The 20,265-nt window shown below is 67.7% G+C and carries 18 protein-coding genes; 8 read left to right on the forward strand and 10 right to left on the reverse strand.

What is annotated here, in order from left to right:
* Positions 1–11 precede the first annotated feature (11 nt).
* Both QM841_RS31045 and QM841_RS31050 read right to left on the reverse strand, forming a co-directional pair.
* The gene (locus QM841_RS31045; RefSeq protein ID WP_283334935.1) at positions 12–1,400 is read right to left on the reverse strand and encodes an aspartate aminotransferase family protein; all 1,389 of its coding nucleotides are present in this window, start codon (positions 1,398–1,400) and stop codon (positions 12–14) included.
* 20 nt (positions 1,401–1,420) lie between these two features.
* Complete coding sequence (locus QM841_RS31050) at positions 1,421–2,938, reverse strand: CoA-acylating methylmalonate-semialdehyde dehydrogenase (protein ID WP_283334936.1); 1,518 nt, start codon at positions 2,936–2,938, stop codon at positions 1,421–1,423.
* 132 nt (positions 2,939–3,070) lie between these two features.
* On the opposite strand from QM841_RS31050, the gene QM841_RS31055 reads away from it, so the two are divergent.
* The 3 genes from QM841_RS31055 to QM841_RS31065 all read left to right on the forward strand — a co-directional run bounded on the left by QM841_RS31055 (position 3,071) and on the right by QM841_RS31065 (position 6,929).
* A complete protein-coding gene (locus QM841_RS31055; protein ID WP_283334937.1) occupies positions 3,071–4,678 on the forward strand; it encodes a PucR family transcriptional regulator in 1,608 nt (535 codons plus the stop codon).
* Positions 4,679–4,892: 214 nt separating this feature from the next.
* Positions 4,893–5,990, forward strand: a complete 1,098-nt coding sequence (gene ald / locus QM841_RS31060; RefSeq protein WP_283334938.1) for an alanine dehydrogenase — start codon at positions 4,893–4,895, stop codon at positions 5,988–5,990.
* 57 nt (positions 5,991–6,047) lie between these two features.
* The gene (locus QM841_RS31065) at positions 6,048–6,929 is read left to right on the forward strand and encodes a 5-oxoprolinase subunit C family protein (RefSeq protein WP_283334939.1); all 882 of its coding nucleotides are present in this window, start codon (positions 6,048–6,050) and stop codon (positions 6,927–6,929) included.
* A gap of 4 nt (positions 6,930–6,933) precedes the next feature.
* On the opposite strand, the gene QM841_RS31070 is transcribed toward QM841_RS31065, so the two are convergent.
* From QM841_RS31070 to carD, 6 genes are all read right to left on the reverse strand, one after another.
* On the reverse strand, positions 6,934–8,130 hold the full coding sequence (locus tag QM841_RS31070) for a fatty acid desaturase family protein (protein WP_283334940.1): 1,197 nt from the start codon (positions 8,128–8,130) through the stop codon (positions 6,934–6,936).
* 172 nt (positions 8,131–8,302) lie between these two features.
* Positions 8,303–9,271 carry a 23S rRNA (guanosine(2251)-2'-O)-methyltransferase RlmB gene (gene rlmB / locus QM841_RS31075; protein WP_283334941.1) on the reverse strand — a complete coding sequence of 323 codons (969 nt, stop codon included), beginning with the start codon at positions 9,269–9,271 and terminating at the stop codon, positions 8,303–8,305.
* A gap of 2 nt (positions 9,272–9,273) precedes the next feature.
* A complete protein-coding gene (gene cysS / locus QM841_RS31080) occupies positions 9,274–10,668 on the reverse strand; it encodes a cysteine--tRNA ligase (protein WP_280779089.1) in 1,395 nt (464 codons plus the stop codon).
* Positions 10,669–10,679: 11 nt separating this feature from the next.
* The gene (ispF, locus tag QM841_RS31085) at positions 10,680–11,156 is read right to left on the reverse strand and encodes a 2-C-methyl-D-erythritol 2,4-cyclodiphosphate synthase (RefSeq protein WP_105419436.1); all 477 of its coding nucleotides are present in this window, start codon (positions 11,154–11,156) and stop codon (positions 10,680–10,682) included.
* Positions 11,156–11,836 (reverse strand): 2-C-methyl-D-erythritol 4-phosphate cytidylyltransferase, encoded by a 681-nt coding sequence (gene ispD, locus QM841_RS31090; RefSeq protein ID WP_105419438.1) that lies wholly within the window; start codon positions 11,834–11,836, stop codon positions 11,156–11,158. The genes ispF and ispD overlap by 1 nt, the downstream gene beginning before the upstream one ends.
* Positions 11,837–11,854: 18 nt before the next feature.
* Positions 11,855–12,343 carry an RNA polymerase-binding transcription factor CarD gene (carD, locus tag QM841_RS31095; protein ID WP_005262216.1) on the reverse strand — a complete coding sequence of 163 codons (489 nt, stop codon included), beginning with the start codon at positions 12,341–12,343 and terminating at the stop codon, positions 11,855–11,857.
* Positions 12,344–12,606: 263 nt separating this feature from the next.
* On the opposite strand from carD, the gene QM841_RS31100 reads away from it, so the two are divergent.
* Both QM841_RS31100 and radA read left to right on the forward strand, forming a co-directional pair.
* Positions 12,607–13,239, forward strand: a complete 633-nt coding sequence (locus QM841_RS31100; RefSeq protein WP_247252192.1) for a copper chaperone PCu(A)C domain-containing protein — start codon at positions 12,607–12,609, stop codon at positions 13,237–13,239.
* A gap of 46 nt (positions 13,240–13,285) precedes the next feature.
* A complete protein-coding gene (gene radA / locus QM841_RS31105) occupies positions 13,286–14,668 on the forward strand; it encodes a DNA repair protein RadA (RefSeq protein ID WP_280779094.1) in 1,383 nt (460 codons plus the stop codon).
* A gap of 20 nt (positions 14,669–14,688) precedes the next feature.
* Here radA and QM841_RS31110 read toward each other — a convergent pair whose 3' ends face one another.
* Positions 14,689–15,252 (reverse strand): PaaI family thioesterase, encoded by a 564-nt coding sequence (locus QM841_RS31110; protein WP_283334942.1) that lies wholly within the window; start codon positions 15,250–15,252, stop codon positions 14,689–14,691.
* An 84-nt stretch (positions 15,253–15,336) separates the two neighbouring features.
* On the opposite strand from QM841_RS31110, the gene disA reads away from it, so the two are divergent.
* The gene (gene disA, locus QM841_RS31115) at positions 15,337–16,422 is read left to right on the forward strand and encodes a DNA integrity scanning diadenylate cyclase DisA (protein ID WP_009477522.1); all 1,086 of its coding nucleotides are present in this window, start codon (positions 15,337–15,339) and stop codon (positions 16,420–16,422) included.
* A gap of 15 nt (positions 16,423–16,437) precedes the next feature.
* Here the strand turns inward: disA and QM841_RS31120 are convergent, their stop codons facing one another.
* Positions 16,438–17,154, reverse strand: a complete 717-nt coding sequence (locus tag QM841_RS31120) for a FadR/GntR family transcriptional regulator (protein WP_283334943.1) — start codon at positions 17,152–17,154, stop codon at positions 16,438–16,440.
* A gap of 218 nt (positions 17,155–17,372) precedes the next feature.
* On the opposite strand from QM841_RS31120, the gene QM841_RS31125 reads away from it, so the two are divergent.
* Entirely contained in the window at positions 17,373–18,821 is a 1,449-nt protein-coding gene (locus tag QM841_RS31125; protein WP_283334944.1) for an aspartate ammonia-lyase, read from the forward strand.
* Entirely contained in the window at positions 18,818–20,263 is a 1,446-nt protein-coding gene (locus QM841_RS31130; RefSeq protein ID WP_280779097.1) for an amino acid permease, read from the forward strand. Before QM841_RS31125 ends, QM841_RS31130 begins: the two co-directional genes overlap by 4 nt.
* The last annotated feature ends 2 nt before the right edge of the window (positions 20,264–20,265 follow it).

Below are 20,265 nucleotides of genomic sequence, written 5' to 3' on the forward strand. Positions count from 1 at the left end.
CAGACTGGGTGTCAGGAGTTGCGGTGCGCGTCCGCGATGTCGAGAACCGTGTCGAGGATTGCGAGCCCCTCACGGGCCTCGGCCTCGGTGACGGTGCACGGCGGCACAGCGTGAACGCGATTGAAGTTGGCGAACGGCAGCAATCCTCCTGCCTTGCACGCCGCAATCACCTCGTTCATCGCCGGACTGGAGGCGCCGTACGGAGCGAGCGGTTCCTTCGTGGCACGGTCGGCGACGAGTTCGATCGCCCAGAACACGCCGAGTCCGCGAACTTCACCGATCGACGGGTGCCGGTCGGCGAGGCCCCGCAGTCCGGGGCCGAGGATCTCGCTGCCGATCCGGACCGCGTTCTCGACGATCCGCTCGTCCTCCATCGCGTTGATCGTCGCGACGGCGGCTGCGGTGGCGAGCGGGTGCCCCGAGTAGGTGAGTCCGCCGGGGTACGGCCGGTCGGCGAACGTCGCCGCGATCTTCTCGCTGATCGCGACACCACCGAGCGGGACGTATCCGGAGTTGACCCCCTTCGCGAACGTGATCAGGTCGGGGACGACACCGAAATGGTCTATCGCGAACCACTTTCCGGTCCGGCCGAACCCGGACATCACCTCGTCGGCGATGAACACGATGCCGTAGCGGTCGCAGATCTCGCGCACACCTGCCATGTAACCGGGCGGGGGCACCATGATTCCCGCGGTCCCGGGAACCGATTCGAGCACGATCGCTGCGATCGAGTTCGGCCCCTCGAGGCGGATCAGCTGGTCGAGGTGCTCGAGCGCGCGCTCGGTTTCCTGCTGCTCGTTCTCCGAGTGGAACTGCGACCGGTACAGGAACGGTCCGTGGAAGTGGACGACTCCGCTGTTGCCGTAGTCGTTGGGCCACCGGCGCGGGTCGCCGGTGAGGTTGATCGCGGTGTCCGTGCCGCCGTGGTACGAGCGGTACCGCGACAGCACCTTGTAACGGCCGGTGTGCAACCGAGCCATCCGCACAGCGTGCTCGTTGGCGTCGGCGCCGCCGTTGGTGAAGAACACCTTGTTCAGGTCACCCGGGGTCCGCTCGGCGATCAGCCGGGCGGCCTCGGAGCGGGCGTCGTTCACGTACTGCGGTGCGATGGTGCACAGCTTCGCGGCCTGGTCCTGGATGGCGGCAACGACTTTGGGGTGCTGGTGCCCGATGTTCGTGTTGACGAGCTGGGACGAGAAGTCGAGCATGCGGTTCCCGGCACCGTCCCACACATACGAACCCTCGGACGCGAGGATCGTCATCGGGGTGATCTGCTCCTGCGCGGACCACGAGTGGAACACATGCGCCCGGTCGAGGGCATACGCGCGCTCCCCTTCGACACGGGCCGCGTCGAGGGACTGACCGGTAGGCAAAAGTTCCTGGGAGACTGTCGTCGTCATAACCGTAGGTCCTTTCCGGCTCAGTTGTTCTGGGGGAAGCCGAGGTTGATGCCGCCGTGGCTGGGGTCGAGCCAGCGGGTGGTGACGACCTTGCCGCGGGTGAAGAAGTGGACGCCTTCGGTGCCGTGGGCGTGGGTGTCGCCGAAGAGGGAGTTCTTCCAGCCCCCGAAGCTGTAGTACGCCATGGGGACGGGGATGGGGACGTTGATGCCGACCATGCCGACCTCGACCTCGTTCTGGAACCGTCGGGCGGCGCCGCCGTCGTTGGTGAAGATGGCGGTGCCGTTCCCGAACTGGCTCGCGTTCACCAGTTCCAGGGCCTCGTCGTAGGACTCGACCCGGATGACGGACAGGACGGGTCCGAAGATTTCGTCGGTGTACACACTCATGTCGGTGGTGACGTGGTCGATCAGGGTCGGGCCGAGCCAGAACCCGTCCTTGCCGCCATTTGCCTGCACCTGTCGGCCGTCCACGACGATGGTGGCCCCGTCGTTTTCGCCGGCGTCGATGTAGGAGGCGACCTTGTCGCGGTGCACCTTGGTCACCAGCGGGCCCATGTCGGAGTCCTGGGTGCCGTCGCCGATCTTCAATGTGTCGGTGCGGTCTTTGATCTTGGCGACGAGTTCGTCGGCGATGTCGCCGACCGCGACCAGGGCGCTGATGGCCATGCAGCGTTCGCCGGCGGAGCCGAAGCCGGCGTTGACCATGGCGTCGGCGGCGAGGTCGAGGTCGGCGTCGGGCAGGACGATGGCGTGGTTCTTCGCCCCGCCGAGGGCTTGGACGCGTTTGCCGTGGGCGGTGCCGGTGGCGTAGACGTACTGGGCGATGGGGGTGGAGCCGACGAAGCTGATGGCCTTGATGGCGGGGTGGGTGAGGAGTTCGTCGACGGCGGTCTTGTCGCCCTGCAGCACGTTGAACACCCCGGCCGGGAGTCCGGCTTCGGCCCAGAGTTCGGCCATCCAGATCGCGGCGGTCGGGTCCTTCTCGGACGGCTTCAACACCACGGTGTTGCCGGCGGCGATGGCGATGGGGAAGAACCACATCGGGACCATGGCGGGGAAGTTGAACGGGGAGATGATGCCGACCGGGCCGACGGGTTGGCGGAGGGAGGAGACGTCGATGTTGGTGGAGGCGTTTTCGGTCATGCCGCCTTTGAGCAGGTGGGCGATGCCGCAGGCGAATTCGACGACTTCCTGGCCGCGGCTGACTTCGCCGAGGGCGTCGGAGACGACCTTGCCGTGCTCGGCGGTGATGATCTCGGCGAGTTCGCCCTTGCGGGCGTTGAGCAGTTCCCGGAACGTGAAGATCACCTGGGTGCGCTTGGCGAGGGAGGTGTCGCGCCAGGCGGGGAACGCGGCGGCGGCGGCGTCGATGACGGCGCGGGCGTCCTCGACGCTGGCGAGGGCGACCTGACCGGTGACGGCACCGGTCGCCGGATTCGTCACCGGGGCGGTGTTGCCGCTCGTGCCCGTGAAACTCTTGTTGTCGAACCAGTGCTGGATGGTCCGGGCCTGCGCTGCGCCGTCGCTGTGTGTCATGGGTGTCCTTACCGAGAGAGCCGATACGCGGAAACTCCGCGCGAAGTGCGATGTCTTCACTCTGGTCCGTCAACCAGGCACTGGAGCCCGACGATCTGTAAGGAATCCCGACTTCTGATTTACACTGCGTAAATGCAGCCCACCATCGTCGACATCCTGGCGCTCCCGGTCGTGCAGGCGGGAACACCCGAGGTGATCGGCGGCGGACCGCTCGACAGACCGGTCCGATGGGTGCACGTCAGCGATCTACCCGATCTGTCGAACCTCCTCCAGGGTGGAGAACTCGTCCTCACCACCGGCCAGCCGCTCGCGGACGACTCGTCGAGCGTGGGGTACCTGGAGGGACTGGCCGCGGCGGGCGCAGCCGGACTCGTCGTCGAACTCGGCGTCCACGTCGACACCGTGCCGGACGGGGTTGCGCGCGCCGCCGACAGACTGTCGTTTCCGGTCATCGCACTGCACCGTCAGATCCGGTTCGTCGAGGTCACCGAGGAAGTACACCGCTCGATCGTCGCGGAGCAGTACGACGAGGTCGCCTTCGCACGGCACGCGCACGAAGTCTTCACCGACCTGAGCATGAAGCGGGCGTCACTCGGTGAGATCGTCGACGCCGCAGCCGGCATGCTCGGCGCCCCGATCGTCCTCGAGGACCTCAACCGGCAGGTACTGGCGTTCGCGGCGCAGGGAACCACGGCGGCGGACCTCCTCGCCGAGTGGGAACGTCGGTCGCGGCTGACGCCCGTGTCGCACCAGACCGCGATCGACGGCCCGGAGTCGTGGACGACGACGCCCGTCGGCGCACATCGGCAGGAGTGGGGACGACTCGTCGCCCCTCGCCCCGTCGCCGCCGAAGGTCGGGCGCGGATGACCCTCGAGCGTGCCGCGCAGGCGCTCGCACTGAACCGCATGGTCGAGCAGGACCGGACCGCACTCGAGCAGCAGGCCCAGAGCGGGCTCGTCGACGAACTCCGCCGCGGACGCATCCAGGACGAGGCCGAGGCGACCGCGCGCGCCCATGCGCTCGGCCTCCGGCCGGCACTAACATACCTGCCGATGACCGTCCGGGTCAGCGAAACCCTCAGCGCCGACCAGGTTCTCGCGCAGCGACGCCGAGTGAACATGCTGGACGCCGTCCGCCACGCGGTCCGGACGTCGCGGCAAACCGCACTCACCGCGAACACCCGCGCCGGACAGATCGACGTGCTCCTGTCCCATCCACCGGCGTCCACACCCGACGCGCTGCCCGAACTCTGCGCGGCGATCCGTGCCGCGCTCGCCCGGCTCGACGGCGTCCTGCAGTGCACGATCGGCGTCGGTCCCGAGTCGACCCGGCTCCTGGACGCCGCGGGCGGCCTGACGGAATCCGCTCACATCGCCGAGGTCGCGCTGTCGTTGCCACCGGGCGACAAGGTCTTTCACCGTGCAGCCGACATCCGGTTGCGCGGTCTCCTCGCCCTCATCCGGACCGATCCGCGGGTGCAGGCCTTCGCAGAGACCGAACTCCGCGGCCTGCTGGAGCATCAGGCGCGGCACGGCGGCGACAGCGTCGACGTCCTGCGCAGCTTCCTCGAACTCGGTGGCAACAAGACGGAACTCGCGAAACAGCTTCACCTCTCTCGCCCCACGCTGTACGCGAAACTGGCCACGATCCAGCGCCTGCTCGGTGTCGACCTCGACGACGCCGAGTCCCGGACGTCGCTGCACACGGCCATGCTGATCCTGCGGCTCCGCCACCCGTGAGTACTTCTTAACGTCGGGCGGTTAATAAGTACTCACGGGGCGGAGCCACCCTCCGAACATCGTTCGACGAGGACCGGCTCAGGGTGCCCGCATTCGAATAGTCGAGAGCCAGCACCCCCAATGTTGAGAATTATATTCACAACTCTTGGCATGAATGGTCGTTTTCTTCACTATTGGCACCTACCAATCGAATTTTCGACAGCACGGAGCTCTCATGAAGATCGGCATCCCCCGCGAAATCAAGAACCACGAATACCGCGTGGCCATCAGCCCCGCCGGTGTCCACGAACTCAGCGAACGCGGCCACGAAGTCGTCATCGAATCCGGCGCCGGCATCGGCTCGTCCTTCGCCGACGAAGACTTCAAAGCCGCAGGCGCCCAGATCCTCCAGGCCGCCGACCAGGTGTGGGACACCGCCGACCTGCTCCTGAAGGTCAAGGAACCCATCGCCGAGGAATACGCCCGCCTGCGCCAGGACCAGGTGCTGTTCACCTACCTGCACCTGGCCGCCTCGAAGGACTGCACCGACGCCCTGCTCGCGTCGAAGACCACCTCCATCGCCTACGAAACCGTCGTCGGCGCCGACGGCTCCCTCCCACTGCTCGCCCCGATGAGCGAGGTCGCCGGACGCCTCGCCCCACAGGCCGGCGCCTACCACCTCATGCGCCACGGCGGCGGCCGCGGCGTCCTGATGGGCGGCGTCCCCGGTGTGCGCCCCGCCAAGGTCGTCGTCATCGGCGCCGGCGTCTCCGGCAAGAACGCGATCGCGATCGCCTACGGCATGCAGGCCGACGTCACCGTCCTGGACCTGTCCATCGCCCGCCTCCGCGAGATCGACGCGCTCTACCACGGCCAGGTCAAGACCATCACGTCCAACAGCCTCGAACTCGAGCAGGCCGTCCTCGACGCCGACCTGGTCATCGGCGCCGTCCTCGTCCCCGGCGCCAAGGCCCCCACCCTCGTCTCCAACAACCTCGTCTCGCGGATGAAGCCCGGCTCGGTGCTCGTCGACATCGCCATCGACCAGGGCGGCTGCTTCGAGGACTCACGACCCACCACCCACGCCGAACCCACCTACCAGGTCCACGACTCCGTCTTCTACTGCGTCGCCAACATGCCCGGCGCCGTCCCCCGCACCTCCACCTACGCCCTCACCAACGCCACCCTCCCCTACGTCGTCGCGCTCGCCGACAAGGGTTGGAAGGAAGCCACCGCGACCGTGCCCGGACTCGCCGAGGGACTGTCCACCCACGACGGACAGCTGCTGTCCACCGAAGTCGCTGCCGCGCACGGCGACACCGCAGTCTCCTGAGCGACTGATCCGACGAGAGCGTATCCAGCAGACCTGCGGATGCGGGACAATCGAACGATGGCTTGGCTCGAGGTCGTGCGCACCGGACCCTTCACCACCGTGCAGGATCGGGGCCGCCCCGGTTACGCGTCGATTGGGGTCGGCGAGTCGGGTGCCGCCGACCGAGACGCACACGACAGCGCAAACAGGTTGGTGGGCAACCACTCCGGCGCAGCCACGCTGGAGGTCACGCTGGGCGGGCTCGCGGTGCGTGCGGCCGGGACCGTCTCCGTCGCCGTCACGGGCGCCCGCAGCCCCGTCACCGTCAACTCCGAACCCCGGCCCGACTACACGATGCTGCACCTGGCTACCGGCGACCTGCTGGAGATCGCGTTCGCGTCGGAGGGACTTCGCAGCTACGTGGCGGTGCGCGGAGGTTTCGACGTGCCCGCGGTGATGGGGAGCCGGTCCACCGACACTCTGTCGGGGATCGGCCCCGATCCCGTCGCCGACGGTGATCGGCTGCTGGTCGGAGCAGATGCCGGCGACTGGCCTGCGGACGAGATCATCCCCCCACCCGTCGCTCCCGAGGATCCCCTGATGATGCGTGTCCGGCTCGGACCGCGGGACGACTGGTTCACACCAGCGTCCGTCGCAGCCCTTCTCCGCGAGACGTGGACGGTCAGCTCCGACACCAATCGTGTGGGAGCGCGGCTCGAGGGTCCGGGACCGCTACACCGCGCCGTGACGGAAGAGATGCCGAGCGAGGCGATGGTGGCGGGGGCGTTGCAGGTGCCGCCCAACGGTCGGCCCATCCTGTTCCTGGCCGATCATCCGGTGACCGGCGGCTATCCGGTGATCGCCGTGGTGGCCGAGGCCGATCTGCCGGTGGCCGCGCAGTTGCGGCCCGGGCACCGGGTCCGCTTCCACCGAACGGTGGCGTCGACCATTCCGCGGTGACGGTCTATCTCGCGGCCAGGGCGGTCCGGAGCCCGCGAAGGCGTCCGGTCACGGGATCGGCGCCGAGCGTTGACCGCCCACGGAACTTCACTTCCGAGGCCGTCTCCGGCGCGTCGTCGGACGTCGCCCGGAGGAACCGGTTGGGCAGCGCCAGTTTGTGAATGGTGCGCAGCGTCAGAAGGTACTGCCGCGCAAGCGAACCAGTGGTGTACGGCAAGTCGTACTTCTCGCACAGGCCGCGCACCGCGGTCGAGATCTCGGCGTACCGATTGCTGGGAAGGTCGGGGAAGAGGTGGTGCTCGATCTGATAGCACAGGTTGCCGCTCATGAAGGCCATGACGGCGCCGGCCCGGAAGTTCGCGGTGCCGAGCATCTGGCGGAGATACCACTCGGCCCGGCTTTCGTGCTCGAGTTCCGCGAGCGTGAACTTCTCCGCTCCGTCGGGGAAGTGCCCGCAGAAGATCACGACGTACGACCACACGTTCCGCAGGAGGTTGGCGACGAGATTCGCCTTCAGCGTTCGTCGCCACCGCCGCCCACTGAGAACGGGGAACAGCACGTAGTCCTTGACCATCTGCCGCGCGATCTTGCCGAGCAGATCTCGCACCGGTGGACGCAGACGCCGACTCGCCCTGTCTTCGGCACTGGGCGGAAGCAGATCGTGGAGCGCGATGCCCCACTCGAACGACGCCGCGAGCAGGAGATTCTGGATCGGCTGCAGCAGGTGGATCGGACGCCATTCCTGATCACGAGTGACCCGCATGACGCCGAACCCGACGTCCTCGTCCATTCCGAGCACGTTGGTGTACTTGTGATGACGGAAGTTGTGCGCATACTTCCACTGCGACGACGGCCCCACCTGATCCCACTCCCAGGTGCTCGAGTGGATCTCGGGATCGTTCATCCAGTCCCACTGGCCGTGCGAGACGTTGTGGCTGATCTCCATGTTCTCGATGCTCTTGGCCGCACCCAGTGCCGTCGTACCGAGAACCACGCCCGTGGTCGTCCGGCTTCCGTGGATGACCAGTCGCGCGAGTCCGTCGAGCACGCGCTGGAACGCGATGGTGCGGCGGATGTACGTCGCGTCTTTCTCCCCGAGGGACTCCGCGACGTCGCGGCGAAGTGCGTCGAGTTCGAATCCGAGCGCCTCGACGTCCTGATGGGTGAGGTGCGCGTACTCCTTGATATCGGTGATTGCCATGACCGGCCTCCAACCTCGCGGCCACTGATGATCTCAGTGAACGCCGCTGGTACCAGCCTGTCAACACTGTAGGTCTACGGTAGGTGCCGACAGCGTCGACAGCGACGCTCTCGGACCAGTACCGGTTGTGCGGGCTTCCCCGAGGACGCCGTGCTGTTCGCGGTTCCGCAGCCTAGCCGCGGCGACGGCGGGCGATGTCGGCGAGCACGACACCCGCGGCGACGGACGCGTTGAGCGATTCGACGGGGCCTGCCATCGGGATGCTGAGGATGGCGTCGCAATTCTCGCGGACGAGACGCGACAGCCCCTTGCCCTCGGAGCCGACCACGACCACCACGGGGCCGCTGCCGTCGAACTCGTCGAGTGTGGTGTCGCCACCCGCATCGAGACCGACCACCTGAACGCCCTTGGACGCCCAATCCTTCAGCGTGCGAGTGAGATTGGTGGCGCGGGCGATCGGCAGACGGGCTGCCGCACCGGCGCTCGTCCGCCACGCGACCGCGGTGACCGACGCACTACGACGCTCCGGGATCACCACACCGTGACCGCCGAACGCGGCCACCGAGCGCACGACGGCACCGAGGTTGCGGGGATCGGTGATGTTGTCGAGGGCCACGAGCAGCGGCGCCTCCTGGTGCTTGCGCGCTTCCGCGATCAGGTCGTCGGGATGCGCGTAGCGGTACGGCGGCACCTGCAACGCGATGCCCTGGTGCATGCCGTTGGCGCTGAGCCGGTCGAGATCGGTCCGGGGTACCTCGAGGATGGAGATGCCCGCGTCGGCCGCCCGCTGAACGGATTCCTTCAGGCGATCGTCGCTCTCGGTCCCGACCGCGACGTACAGCGCGGTCGCGGGGACGCCGGCGCGCAGGCACTCGACGACGGGGTTGCGGCCCAGCACGTTCTCCGGGCCGTCGAGCACCTTGCGCCCGGCGGTCTGACGACCGCGGCCGGGCTGCTTGTCGGCGTCCCTGGCTGCGCGGGCGGCGCGCTTGGCGGCGGGATGCTTGGTGCGGGCCTCCGCGGGCGGGGTGGCGCCGCGACCTTCCAGCCCCTTGCGGCGCTGGCCACCGGAACCGGCGACCTGCCCCTTCTTGGTACCGGCCTTGCGGATGGCTCCGCGCCTACTCGAATTTCCAGCCATTACTACTGTCCTGCCTTGAGAGACCACTCGGGCCCGTTGGGGGTATCGGTGACCTCGATGCCCGCCCGGATGAGACGGTCACGCACCTCGTCGGCCACAGCCCAGTTCTTCTCGGCGCGGGCACTCTGCCTGCGCTCGAGTTCGGCCCGGACCAGAACGTCCAGGGCATCGGTTGCCGCGGACGCGTCCGCGGTCTCCTGAGTCCAGTGCTCGTCCAGCGGGTCGACGCCGAGGATTCCGAGCATGGCCCGGACCTGCGACGCGATCTCGCGCGCACCCTCGAGGTCTCCACCATCGAGCGCGATGTTGCCCTCGCGGACCTTGCCGTGCACCTCGGCGAGCGCGGCGGGGACGGCGAGGTCGTCGTCGAGCGCGCGAGCGAACGCCTCGGTCCACAGGCCGACCGGAACCTCCCCGGCACGCTCCTGCGTACGCAGGACGAACGACTCGATCCGACGGAACGCCGCGGCCCCCTCGTCGAGCGCGGTGTCGGAGTATTCGAGCATCGACCGGTAGTGGGCACTGCCCAGGTAGTAGCGAAGCTCTTGCGGGCGAACCTTTTTCAGCACGTTCGGCACCGAGAGAACGTTGCCGAGCGACTTCGACATCTTCTCGCCGCCCATGGTGACCCAGCCGTTGTGCAGCCAGTACTGCGCGAAGTCGTCGCCGGCGCACTTGGCCTGCGCGATCTCGTTCTCGTGGTGCGGGAACACCAGGTCCAGACCACCGCAGTGGATGTCGAACGCGGCACCGAGGTAGAACTCGGCCATCGCGGAGCATTCGAGGTGCCAACCCGGACGGCCCCGGCCCCACGGCGTCGGCCACGACGGCTCGCCCGGCTTCTCCGCCTTCCACAGCGTGAAGTCGCGGGGATCGCGCTTGCATTCGCCTGCGCTCTCGCCCTGGTGGACGTCGTCGAGCTTGTGCCCCGACAGGCTGCCGTACCGGGGGTAGCTGCGGACGTCGAAGTAGACGTCCCCGCCCGCCGCGTACGCGTGGCCGTTGTCGATGAGGCGCTGCATCATCTCGACCATCTGCGTGACGTGCCCGGTGGCCCGCGGCTCGATGGACGGCGGCAGCACGCCCAGCTGCTGATAAGCCCAGGTGAAGGACCGCTCGAACGTGGCGGCCCACTCCCACCACGGCCTGCCCGCCTCCGCAGCCTTGTTCAGGATCTTGTCTTCGATGTCCGTGACGTTGCGGACGAACGCCACGTCGTAGTCGTGGGCGAGCAGCCACCGCCGCAGCACGTCGAATGCGACGCCGCTGCGTACGTGGCCGATATGGGGGTCGCCCTGCACCGTGGCGCCACACAGGTACACCGATGCGTGTCCAGGGGCCAGCGGAACGAAGTCACGCAAGGCCCGCGTCTCGGTGTCGAATAGGCGCAGGGTCACGACCAGCGATCCTACCTGGCGCTTCGACCGGGAATGACCAACGCGGTGGCCATGGCGGCGATCCCCTCGCCGCGCCCGGTGAGCCCGAGCCCGTCCGTGGTGGTCGCGGACACCGAAACCGGCGCGCCCAGAATGTCGCTCAGCACCTTCTGCGCCTCGTTTCGGCGTGGGCCGATCTTCGGCCGGTTCCCGATCACCTGGACCGCGGCGTTGGCGACGTCGAAGTCGTCCTCGTCGAGGAGACGGCGTACCTCGGCGAGCATCGCGGCACCGCTCACCCCGGACCACTCGGGCCGCCCGGTTCCGAAGACGGAGCCGAGATCGCCGAGTCCGGCGGCGGAGAGCAGAGCGTCGCAGAGTGCGTGAACGGCCACGTCGCCGTCGGAGTGACCCGCGCAGCCGTTCTCGTCCTCGAACAGCAGGCCGGCCATCCAGCACGGCCGTCCCTGCTCGATCGGGTGGACGTCCGTCCCGATTCCGACTCGCACTAGTGCGCTCCCTCTTCCACCAGCGCGCGGGCCAGCACGAGGTCCAGCGGCGTGGTGATCTTGAATGCTGTGGGTTCTCCGACGATGCTGCGCACCCGTTCCCCGAGGCGCTCCACCAGGCCGGCGTCGTCGGTGGCGATGCCGTCGGCGGCGGCGTAGGCGCGCCGGAGCAGTTCCGCGGTGAAACCCTGCGGCGTCTGCACGGCCCGCAGTTCGGACCGTTCGGGGGTGCCGGTGACCGCGCCGAGAACGTCGACGGTCTTGATGGTGTCCGTCACCGGCAGGACGGGGATGACCGCGTTGCGGCCGCACCGCAGCTCCGCGACCACCCGCGCGATGAGCGACGGTGGCGTGAGCGCGCGGGCGGCGTCGTGGACGAGCACATATTCTGCGTCGTCCGCGACGGCGAGTCCGGCGCGAACCGAATCGGTCCGCTCACTGCCGCCGGCCACGACGGTGACCTCACCGGGAAGGAGGGTTCGCGTCGACTCGACGAGCTCCTCCGGAACGATCACGACGACGCGGTCGACAGCCCCCGACTGCAGGAGCCCGTCGACCGCGCGTGTCAGCATGGTCGTCCCACCCAGATCAACGAATGCCTTGGGCTTGTTCTCGCCCAAACGCACTCCCTGACCTGCGGCGGGAACCAGCGCGACTACAGGACCTTTTCCCTCGGCCACTGTGGGTATCGCGACTGTCTAGGACGCGGCCGCGAGGACCTCGTCGAGGATGGTCTCGGCCTTGTCGCTGTCGGTGCCTTCGGCCAGTGCAAGCTCGCCGACAAGAATCTGCCGCGCCTTCGCGAGCATGCGCTTCTCTCCTGCGGACAGGCCGCGATCCTGCTCACGACGCCACAGGTCCCGAACGACCTCGGCGACCTTGTTGACGTCACCTGACGCGAGCTTTTCGAGATTCGCCTTGTAGCGGCGTGACCAGTTGGTGGGTTCTTCGGTGTGCGGTGCCCGCAGTACCTGGAAGACCTTGTCGAGACCTTCCTGGCCGACGACGTCGCGTACGCCCACGTACTCTGCGTTGTCTGCGGGAACCCGTACGGTGAGATCGCCCTGAGCAACCTTGAGAACGAGATATTCCTTCTGCTCACCCTTGATGGTGCGGGTTTCAATTGCTTCGATCAGCGCCGCACCGTGATGGGGGTATACGACGGTGTCTCCGACCTTAAAAATCATCTGTCCCGTGCCCCTTTCGATCATTCGAGTTTAACACGTGTCCGGAAGCTGGTCGCATCAACGGTGCAGGTCAGGGGCATCATGGCCTGACCGTAGGGGTTGACAGGGTCCCCGATACGTGCATTCCGGACACCCCGATCGGGCGGTTCTCCAGCGCCGAAACCGCACGCAGACAACCATTGTGAGTACCCAGCGAGCAGGCCACGCGGACGAACTACTACTCTGCCTAGTTGAAGTGCGAACCTGACACCGGAGGACAACTCGTGACTGCTCTCGACAAGTCGACTCGCCGAGTCGCTACCGCCGTCGCTCTCGCTGCCGGCGCAGCACTCGTGCTGTCCGCCTGCAGCGCGGGCCAGATCACTCAGACGTCGAGTCAGGTCGCCGCGGTCAACGGCAACAGCGCGGACGTCGGGTCGATCGCCCTGCGGAACGTGCACGTGGTCTACCCCAACTCCGCCGAGTACAGCCTCGAGCCGGGCGGCAATGCCGTCCTCGCGTTCACCGCGATCAACAACAACGAGGACACCCCGGACAAGCTGACCCGGATCAGCACCGACTTCGCGCAGTCCGTCACCCTCGGCGACAAGGCGGGCGGCCTGGAGATCGCTCCGCAGACCGCGCTCGTCGCCGGACTGCCGGGCGAGGAAGCCGCTGAGGGCGCCGAGGCCGCGGGCCAGAAGGACGCCAGTGCCGACGCACCGGCCGACGTCGTCCTCGTCACCCTGGACGGTCTGAAGGAGGGCGTCCGCCCGGGCCTCACCTTCCCCGTCACGTTCGCGTTCGAGAAGGCCGGCGACGTCACCGTGTCCGTTCCCGTCGACGCGGGCCACGAGACCGAGCGCCACGTCTCCGACACGTCGCCCGGATCCGAAGCCGAGGGCGGCGGACACTAGCAGCCGGATCGGGTCCGCTGTCGGACCCGATACCTAGGCTGGCCCGGTGGCCAAACTCAAAACCAGCTTCCGCTGCTCGTCGTGCCAGTGCACGGTTCCCAAATGGGTCGGCCGGTGCCCCGAGTGCGGTAGCTGGGGATCGATGGACGAGGCCCCGATCGTCGCGTCCGTCGCGAGCCGCCCCGGCGCCTCGCTCGCGAAAGCCGGGGCCGGAGCGGTACTTCCGTCCACCCCGGCCACTCCGATCACGCGGATCGACAGCACGTCCACCCGCGCCAAGCCCACGGGCATCGACGAACTGGACCGTGTTCTCGGCGGCGGCGTGGTGCCCGGTTCCGTCGTTCTCCTCGCCGGCGAACCCGGCGTCGGCAAGTCCACCCTCCTCCTCGAGGTGGTCCATCAGTGGGCCCGCCGCGGCCCGGACGACCGTTCCCTCTACGTCACCGGTGAGGAATCCGCCGGGCAGGTGCGACTGCGCGCCGACCGCACCGGCGCCGTCCACGAGCGGGTCTACCTCGCCGCCGAATCCGACCTCGCGACCATCCTCGGCCACGTCGAGCAGGTGCGTCCCACCCTGCTGATCGTCGACTCGGTGCAGACCATGCTGGCCGCGGACGTCGACGGCGTGGTCGGCGGAGTCACCCAGGTGAAGGCGGTCACCAGCGCCCTCACCTCCCTCGCGAAGGCAAGCGGCGTGCCGGTGCTCCTCATCGGCCACGTCACCAAGGACGGCGCGGTCGCCGGACCACGGTCGCTCGAGCATCTCGTCGACGTGGTGCTGCACTTCGAGGGCGACAAGCACTCCACGCTGCGGATGGTGCGCGGCGTCAAGAACCGTTTCGGCGCCGCCGACGAGGTCGGTTGCTTCGAACTGCGGGAAGACGGCATCGCCGGCATCAGCGACCCGTCCGGACTGTTCCTCCACCACCGTGCCGAGGCCGTTCCCGGAACCGCCGTCACCGTCATGATGGACGGCAAACGTCCCCTCCTCGGCGAGGTGCAGGCCCTCGTGGCCGCCACGTCCATGCCCGCACCCCGGCGTGCCGTGAGCGGGCTCGACAGCGCCCGCGTGGCCATGGTCCTGGCCGTGCTCGACCGCCGGTGCGGGGTGCCGATCGCGAAGAACGACGTCTACGCGGCCACCGTCGGCGGAATGCGGATGACCGAGCCGTCCGCCGATCTCGCGCTGGCCCTCGCCGTCGCGTCCGCGGTGAAGGACAAGCCCGTTCCGGATGGACTGGTGATCCTCGGCGAAGTGGGACTGGCCGGCGAGGTCCGCCGGGTACCCGGCGTCGGGCGCAGGCTCGCGGAGGCATTCCGCCTCGGATTCACCCGCGCCATCGTTCCCCTCGACTCCGGGGCGGCCCCGAAGGGCATGAAGGTCACCGAGGTCGGGAACCTGGGGGCCGCCATCGCGTCACTGCGGTGACGGTCGGATCGAGGTGTCGTTCAGATCGACGACGTGCCGAACGGGCGCTCCGGCACGCCGTCCACGAAATCCTTGGTCTTCTCGAAGTGCTCGGCGGTGACGGTGAGGAACAGCCCCCGCGACGTCGCCACCACCACGTCGGGGTCGGCCGTCGGCCCCTCGACGATGCGCGCCTCGGCGCTCGCATACACCTTGCGGCGGATCGATCCGTCGATGTTCGCGTGGAATTCGAGGACCGAACCCAGCGGGATGGGCCTGGCGAAGTCGATCTCGAGATGACCCGTGACCACCGGACCGTCGACGATCGATCGGCACACCATGCCCAGCGCCTCGTCGAATGCGGTCGAGAGGATGCCCCCGTGGATCACTCCCGGACCGCCCTGGTAGCGGGGTGCCACCTCGAGCCGGCCCCACACGTCGAGCCCCTCCCCGGCTGTGAAGCTCATCGACATCCCGGCAGGCGACTGGTCGCCGCACCCGAAGCACCGTGACCAGTGCTGCGGCACGGGCTGACCTGCGGCGGGGAAGCTGCCGACCGGTGCGGGCAGGGTCAGGTCGTCGGGCAAAGTCCAGGTACTACTCATGGATAGGTAATCTAAACGCGGGTCCGGACGTGTTTCCGCGGCGGTCCCCGACAATGACGTCTACCTCAGCGGGAGTATTGCGCGATGAACGATGCCGAGTCGTCGTCTGCGCTGCGCGAAACGATAGCCCGGCTGGCTCCCGGAACGGCACTTCGCGACGGCCTGGAGCGCATTCTGCGCGGTCGCACGGGCGCACTGATCGTCCTCGGCTACGACGAGCAGATGGAAGAGATCTGCGACGGCGGCTTCGAGCTCGACGTGGAGTTCGCGCCGACCCGCCTGCGTGAGCTGTCGAAGATGGACGGCGCCGTGGTCCTGTCCACCGACGGGTCCCGCATCGTGCGCGCCAACGTCCAGCTGGTCCCCGACCACAAGATCCCGACCGTCGAGTCCGGCACGCGTCACCGCGCCGCCGAGCGGACTGCCATGCAGACCGGGTACCCCGTGGTGTCGGTCAGCCAGTCGATGAGCATCGTCAGCGTGTACGTCGGTGGCATCCGGCACGTCATCGACGGGTCCGCCACGATCCTGTCCCGTGCCAATCAGGCGGTGGCCACCCTCGAGCGGTACAAGGCGCGGCTCGACGAGGTGACCCGCCAGCTGTCGGTGGTCGAGATCGAGGATTTCGTCACGCTCCGCGACGCCCTGACCGTGGTGCAGCGACTGGAGATGGTGCGGCGGGTGTCCGTCGAGATCGAGCAGGACGTGCTCGAACTCGGCACGGACGGGCGTCAGCTCGCCCTGCAACTCGAGGAACTCGTCGGCGACAACGACGTGGCGAGGGAACTCATCGTGCGCGACTACCTGGCCGGCACCGGCCCGGCGCCCGCCGAGGATGTCGCGAAGTCGCTCTCCGCGCTCGACAGGATCACGGACGCAGACCTTCTCGACCTCACGACGCTGGCCCGGGCGTTCGGCTATCCGGGCACCATCGAAGCGCTCGAGGCGCCGATGAGTCCTCGCGGCTACCGCGTCCTCACCCGCGTTCCCCGACTGCAGTTCAACCAGATTCACCGGCTCGTCGGCTCGTTCGGGACGCTGCAGTCACTGCTCGCCGCAACCGCCGCCGACCTGCAGTCGGTGGAGGGGATCGGCGGGCTGTGGGCCCGGCACATCCGCGAGGGCCTGTCCCGGCTCGCCGAGACGTCGATCTCGGGGCCGTACGACTAGGGCTTGTCTCCGTCCTTACCGGCGGTCCGGGCCTGCTTCTCCGACCACGGATTCCAGTGCGACCCGGACGGCGTCCAGGTGTTCGGCCATGGCGCGGGCGGCCTTGTCGTAGCTTCCGGAGGCGATGCCCTCCACGATCCGGTCGTGCTCGTCGTTCGACTTCTGCTGCCGCCCCGCAACGAGATTCAGCGTCTCGGACTGCCGGGTGAGGGCCTCGCGGATGTCGACGATCACGGATTCGAACACGCGGTTCCGGCTCGTCCTGGCGATGAACGCGTGGAACTGCGCATCCAGGGACACCCACACGAGGGGATCGTCCTCGTCCCGCATCTGCTCCACGAGGCCGCGCAGGGCGGCCAGGTCTTCGGCGGTGTGCCGCTGCGCCGCCCATCCGGCGGCGGGAATCTCCACGTGCGGGCGCGCCTCGACGAGTTCGTTGGCCGCGTAGTTCCCGAAGTCGAGGTCGCGGGCGATCGAATCGCTGACGACGAACGTCCCGAGGCCCGACTTCGTCTCCGTGAGCCCGAGCGCATGGCACGACCGCAACGCCTCCCGGATCACCGACCGGCTGACCCCGTGCCGCGCCGCGAGGGATGCCTCGGACGGAAGTCGTTCACCGACCGACAGCTCACCCGACGTGATCGCGTCACGAAGATCCGCGAGCACCGCCTCCGCGGCGCTGACCCGCGCCGTCACAGGACGCCTGGCTGCCCAGCTGTCTGACAGGTTCATGGGGATATTCTGCTCACGCCCCACCCGCAGCGTCAATACGGGACACCCCGGGGTTGACGCCTGCAAGTGAGCGAGGTAACAATTACACCTGTCTGACAGCCTGGCAGGTGGATAGCCGGGTGGCTCGACCGAGAAATCTACCTCTTCGAGCAGCAGACTCCGTCCACCGCATCCGTGCAGAGCAACGGCTCGCGCGAATCCCCGTGAGGAATGATCAAGTGCTCGAAACGCGAACAGAACACGATCTGCTCGGCGACCGCCAAGTGCCTGCGGATTCCTACTGGGGAATCCACACGCTGCGGGCCGTGGAGAACTTCCCCATCACCGGCCGGCCGATCTCCACCAACCCGTATCTGATCCGCGGGCTCGCCTACGTCAAATGGGCCGCGGCAACCGCGAACGAGAAGCTCGGGATCCTCGACCACCGCCGGGCCGACGCGATCGGGCAGGCGTGCCGGGAGATCGTCGACGGCCGCTGGCACGAGCAGTTCGTCGTCGACGTCATCCAGGGCGGCGCCGGGACGTCGACCAACATGAACGCCAACGAGGTGATCGCCAACCGGGCACTCGAGATCCTCGGCCACGGGCGCGGGGAGTACGCGGAGCTCCATCCCAACGAGCACGTGAACCTCAGCCAGTCGACCAACGACGTCTACCCCACCGCGGTCAACATCGCGACGATCTTCGCGATCGACGACCTGCTCGACGCGATGCGCGTCCTGCAGGAGGCCTTCGCGACCAAGGCGGTCGAGTTCACCGACACCGTGAAGATGGGGCGCACCCAACTCCAGGACGCGGTGCCGATGACGCTCGGCCAGGAGTTCGCCACCTACTCGGTGATGATCGACGAGGACCGCACCCGCCTCGACGAGGCCGCTCTCCTCGTCCACGAGATCAACCTCGGCGCCACCGCGATCGGCACAGGCCTGAACGCACCCGCCGGCTACGCCGAGGCAGCGTGCGACACGCTGCGGGAACTCACCGGATTCCCCCTCGTCCTGGCCACGGACCTGGTCGAGGCAACCCAGGACGTCGGTCAGTTCGTCCACCTCTCGGGGGTACTCAAGCGGATCGCGGTCAAGTTGTCGAAGGTGTGCAACGACCTCCGCCTGCTGTCGTCGGGGCCGCGCGCGGGCCTGAACGAGATCAATCTTCCACCGGTACAGGCCGGTTCGTCGATCATGCCCGGCAAGGTCAATCCGGTGATCCCGGAAGTCCTCAACCAGGTGGCCTACGAGGTCATCGGCAACGACGTCACCATCACGATGGCCGCCGAATCCGGGCAGCTCCAGCTCAATGCGTTCGAACCGATCATCGTGCACTCCCTGTCCGAGGGGATGCGCCACCTCGGCGCCGCCTGCCGGATCCTGGCCGACCGCTGCGTTCTCGGCATCACGGCCAACACCGATCTGCTGCGTGCCCGGGTCGAGGACTCCATCGGACTCGTCACCGCGCTCAACCCGTACATCGGCTACACCGCCTCGACCCGGATCGCGCAGGAAGCGCTGGTCTCCGGCCGCCGGGTCGCCGACCTCGTGATCGAGGCCGGTCTGCTCGACCGTGAAGAACTCGACCGCCTCCTCAGCCCCGAGCATCTCGCCAACCTGAGAGCGACCGGTTCGCCACGGCAGACATCCGTCGCCGCTGCCGCGGAGGTGGTCTCGTGACGATCGAGAAGGACGACACCTCCGGCGCCGACATCTTCGTCGAGGAAGACCTCGGCTACCGGAAAGCGCTCGGCCCCAGACAAATCCAGATGATCGCGATCGGCGGAGCGATCGGTACCGGCCTGTTCATGGGCGCGGGCGGACGCCTCCAGCAAGCCGGCCCCGCACTCGTGCTCGTCTACGCCCTCTGCGGCTTCTTCGCCTTCCTGATCCTGCGGGCGCTGGGCGAACTCGTCATGCACCGCCCCACCTCCGGGTCGTTCGTGTCGTACTCGCGCGAATTCTTCGGCGAGAAGATGGCCTTCGCCGCAGGCTGGCTGTACTGGATGAACTGGGCGATGACGGCAGTCGTCGACGTCACCGCCGTCGCGCTGTACATGAACTTCTTCAAGAAGTACTGGGCACCGCTCGGGAACGTCGACCAATGGGTCTTCGCCCTCGCCGCAGTCGTACTGGTCCTCGGGCTGAATCTCGTCTCCGTCAAGGTGTTCGGTGAACTGGAGTTCTGGTTCGCCCTCATCAAGGTCGTCGCCCTCGCCGCGTTCCTCGGCTTCGGCATCTACTTCGTACTGTTCGGAACGCCGCTCGAAGGACATTCGTCGGGCTTCAGCATGATCACCGACAACGGAGGACTCTTCCCCAACGGAATCCTGCCCGCCGTCGTGGTGATCCAGGGCGTCGTCTTCGCCTATGCCTCGATCGAACTCGTGGGAACCACTGCGGGCGAGACGAAGAACCCACAGAAGGTCATCCCCAAGGCGATCAACACGGTCATCATCCGGATCCTGGTCTTCTACGTCGGGTCCGTCCTGCTGCTGTCGCTGCTGCTCCCCTATACCGAGTACCACGCCGGCGAGAGCCCGTTCGTCACGTTCTTCGGCTCCATCAACGTGCAGGGCGCCGACGCGATCATGAACCTCGTGGTGCTCACGGCCGCGCTGTCCTCGCTCAACGCGGGCCTGTATTCCACCGGCCGAATTCTGCACTCGATGGCCATGGCCGGATCGGCGCCCTCGTTCGCCGCCCGGATGAACAAGGCAGGAGTGCCGTACGGCGGCATCGCCCTCACCGGATTCGTCATCCTGCTCGGCGTCGGACTCAACGCCGTCGTCCCCGCGCAGGCGTTCGAGATCGTGCTGAACCTCGCCGCGCTCGGAATCATCAGCGCCTGGGCCGTGATCGTGCTGTGCCAGTTGAAACTGTGGAAATTCGCCAAGGAAGGGAAACTCACCCGGCCCGGTTTCCGGATGTTCGGCGCCCCCTACACCGGGCTCCTGACGCTGGCCTTCCTCGCGTGCGTCGTCATACTGATGGCGTTCGATCACCCCGTCGGAACCTGGACCGTCGGGTCCATCGCGATCATCGCTCCACTGTTGGTGATCGGCTGGTTCGGCGCGCGGAACCGCATCCGCACCCTGGCCTCGGACCGCCCGACCGGATAGCG

The organism is Rhodococcus sp. IEGM 1307 (genome assembly GCF_030056915.1).
Classification (GTDB): Bacteria; Actinomycetota; Actinomycetes; order Mycobacteriales; family Mycobacteriaceae; genus Rhodococcus_F; species Rhodococcus_F opacus_D.

Excerpts from the sequence above, each read along its gene's own strand:
- QM841_RS31070 (WP_283334940.1), bottom strand. The coding sequence starts at position 8,130 with ATGGCAATCACCGATATCAAGGAGTACGCGCACCTCACCCATCAGGAC.
- QM841_RS31110 (WP_283334942.1), bottom strand. The coding sequence starts at position 15,252 with ATGAGTAGTACCTGGACTTTGCCCGACGACCTGACCCTGCCCGCACCG.
- carD (WP_005262216.1), bottom strand. The coding sequence starts at position 12,343 with ATGATTTTTAAGGTCGGAGACACCGTCGTATACCCCCATCACGGTGCG.
- QM841_RS31050 (WP_283334936.1), bottom strand. The coding sequence starts at position 2,938 with ATGACACACAGCGACGGCGCAGCGCAGGCCCGGACCATCCAGCACTGG.
- QM841_RS31055 (WP_283334937.1), top strand. The coding sequence starts at position 3,071 with ATGCAGCCCACCATCGTCGACATCCTGGCGCTCCCGGTCGTGCAGGCG.
- ald (WP_283334938.1), top strand. The coding sequence starts at position 4,893 with ATGAAGATCGGCATCCCCCGCGAAATCAAGAACCACGAATACCGCGTG.
- rlmB (WP_283334941.1), bottom strand. The coding sequence starts at position 9,271 with ATGGCTGGAAATTCGAGTAGGCGCGGAGCCATCCGCAAGGCCGGTACC.
- QM841_RS31065 (WP_283334939.1), top strand. The coding sequence starts at position 6,048 with ATGGCTTGGCTCGAGGTCGTGCGCACCGGACCCTTCACCACCGTGCAG.
- QM841_RS31120 (WP_283334943.1), bottom strand. The coding sequence starts at position 17,154 with ATGAACCTGTCAGACAGCTGGGCAGCCAGGCGTCCTGTGACGGCGCGG.
- QM841_RS31045 (WP_283334935.1), bottom strand. The coding sequence starts at position 1,400 with ATGACGACGACAGTCTCCCAGGAACTTTTGCCTACCGGTCAGTCCCTC.
- disA (WP_009477522.1), top strand. The coding sequence starts at position 15,337 with ATGAACGATGCCGAGTCGTCGTCTGCGCTGCGCGAAACGATAGCCCGG.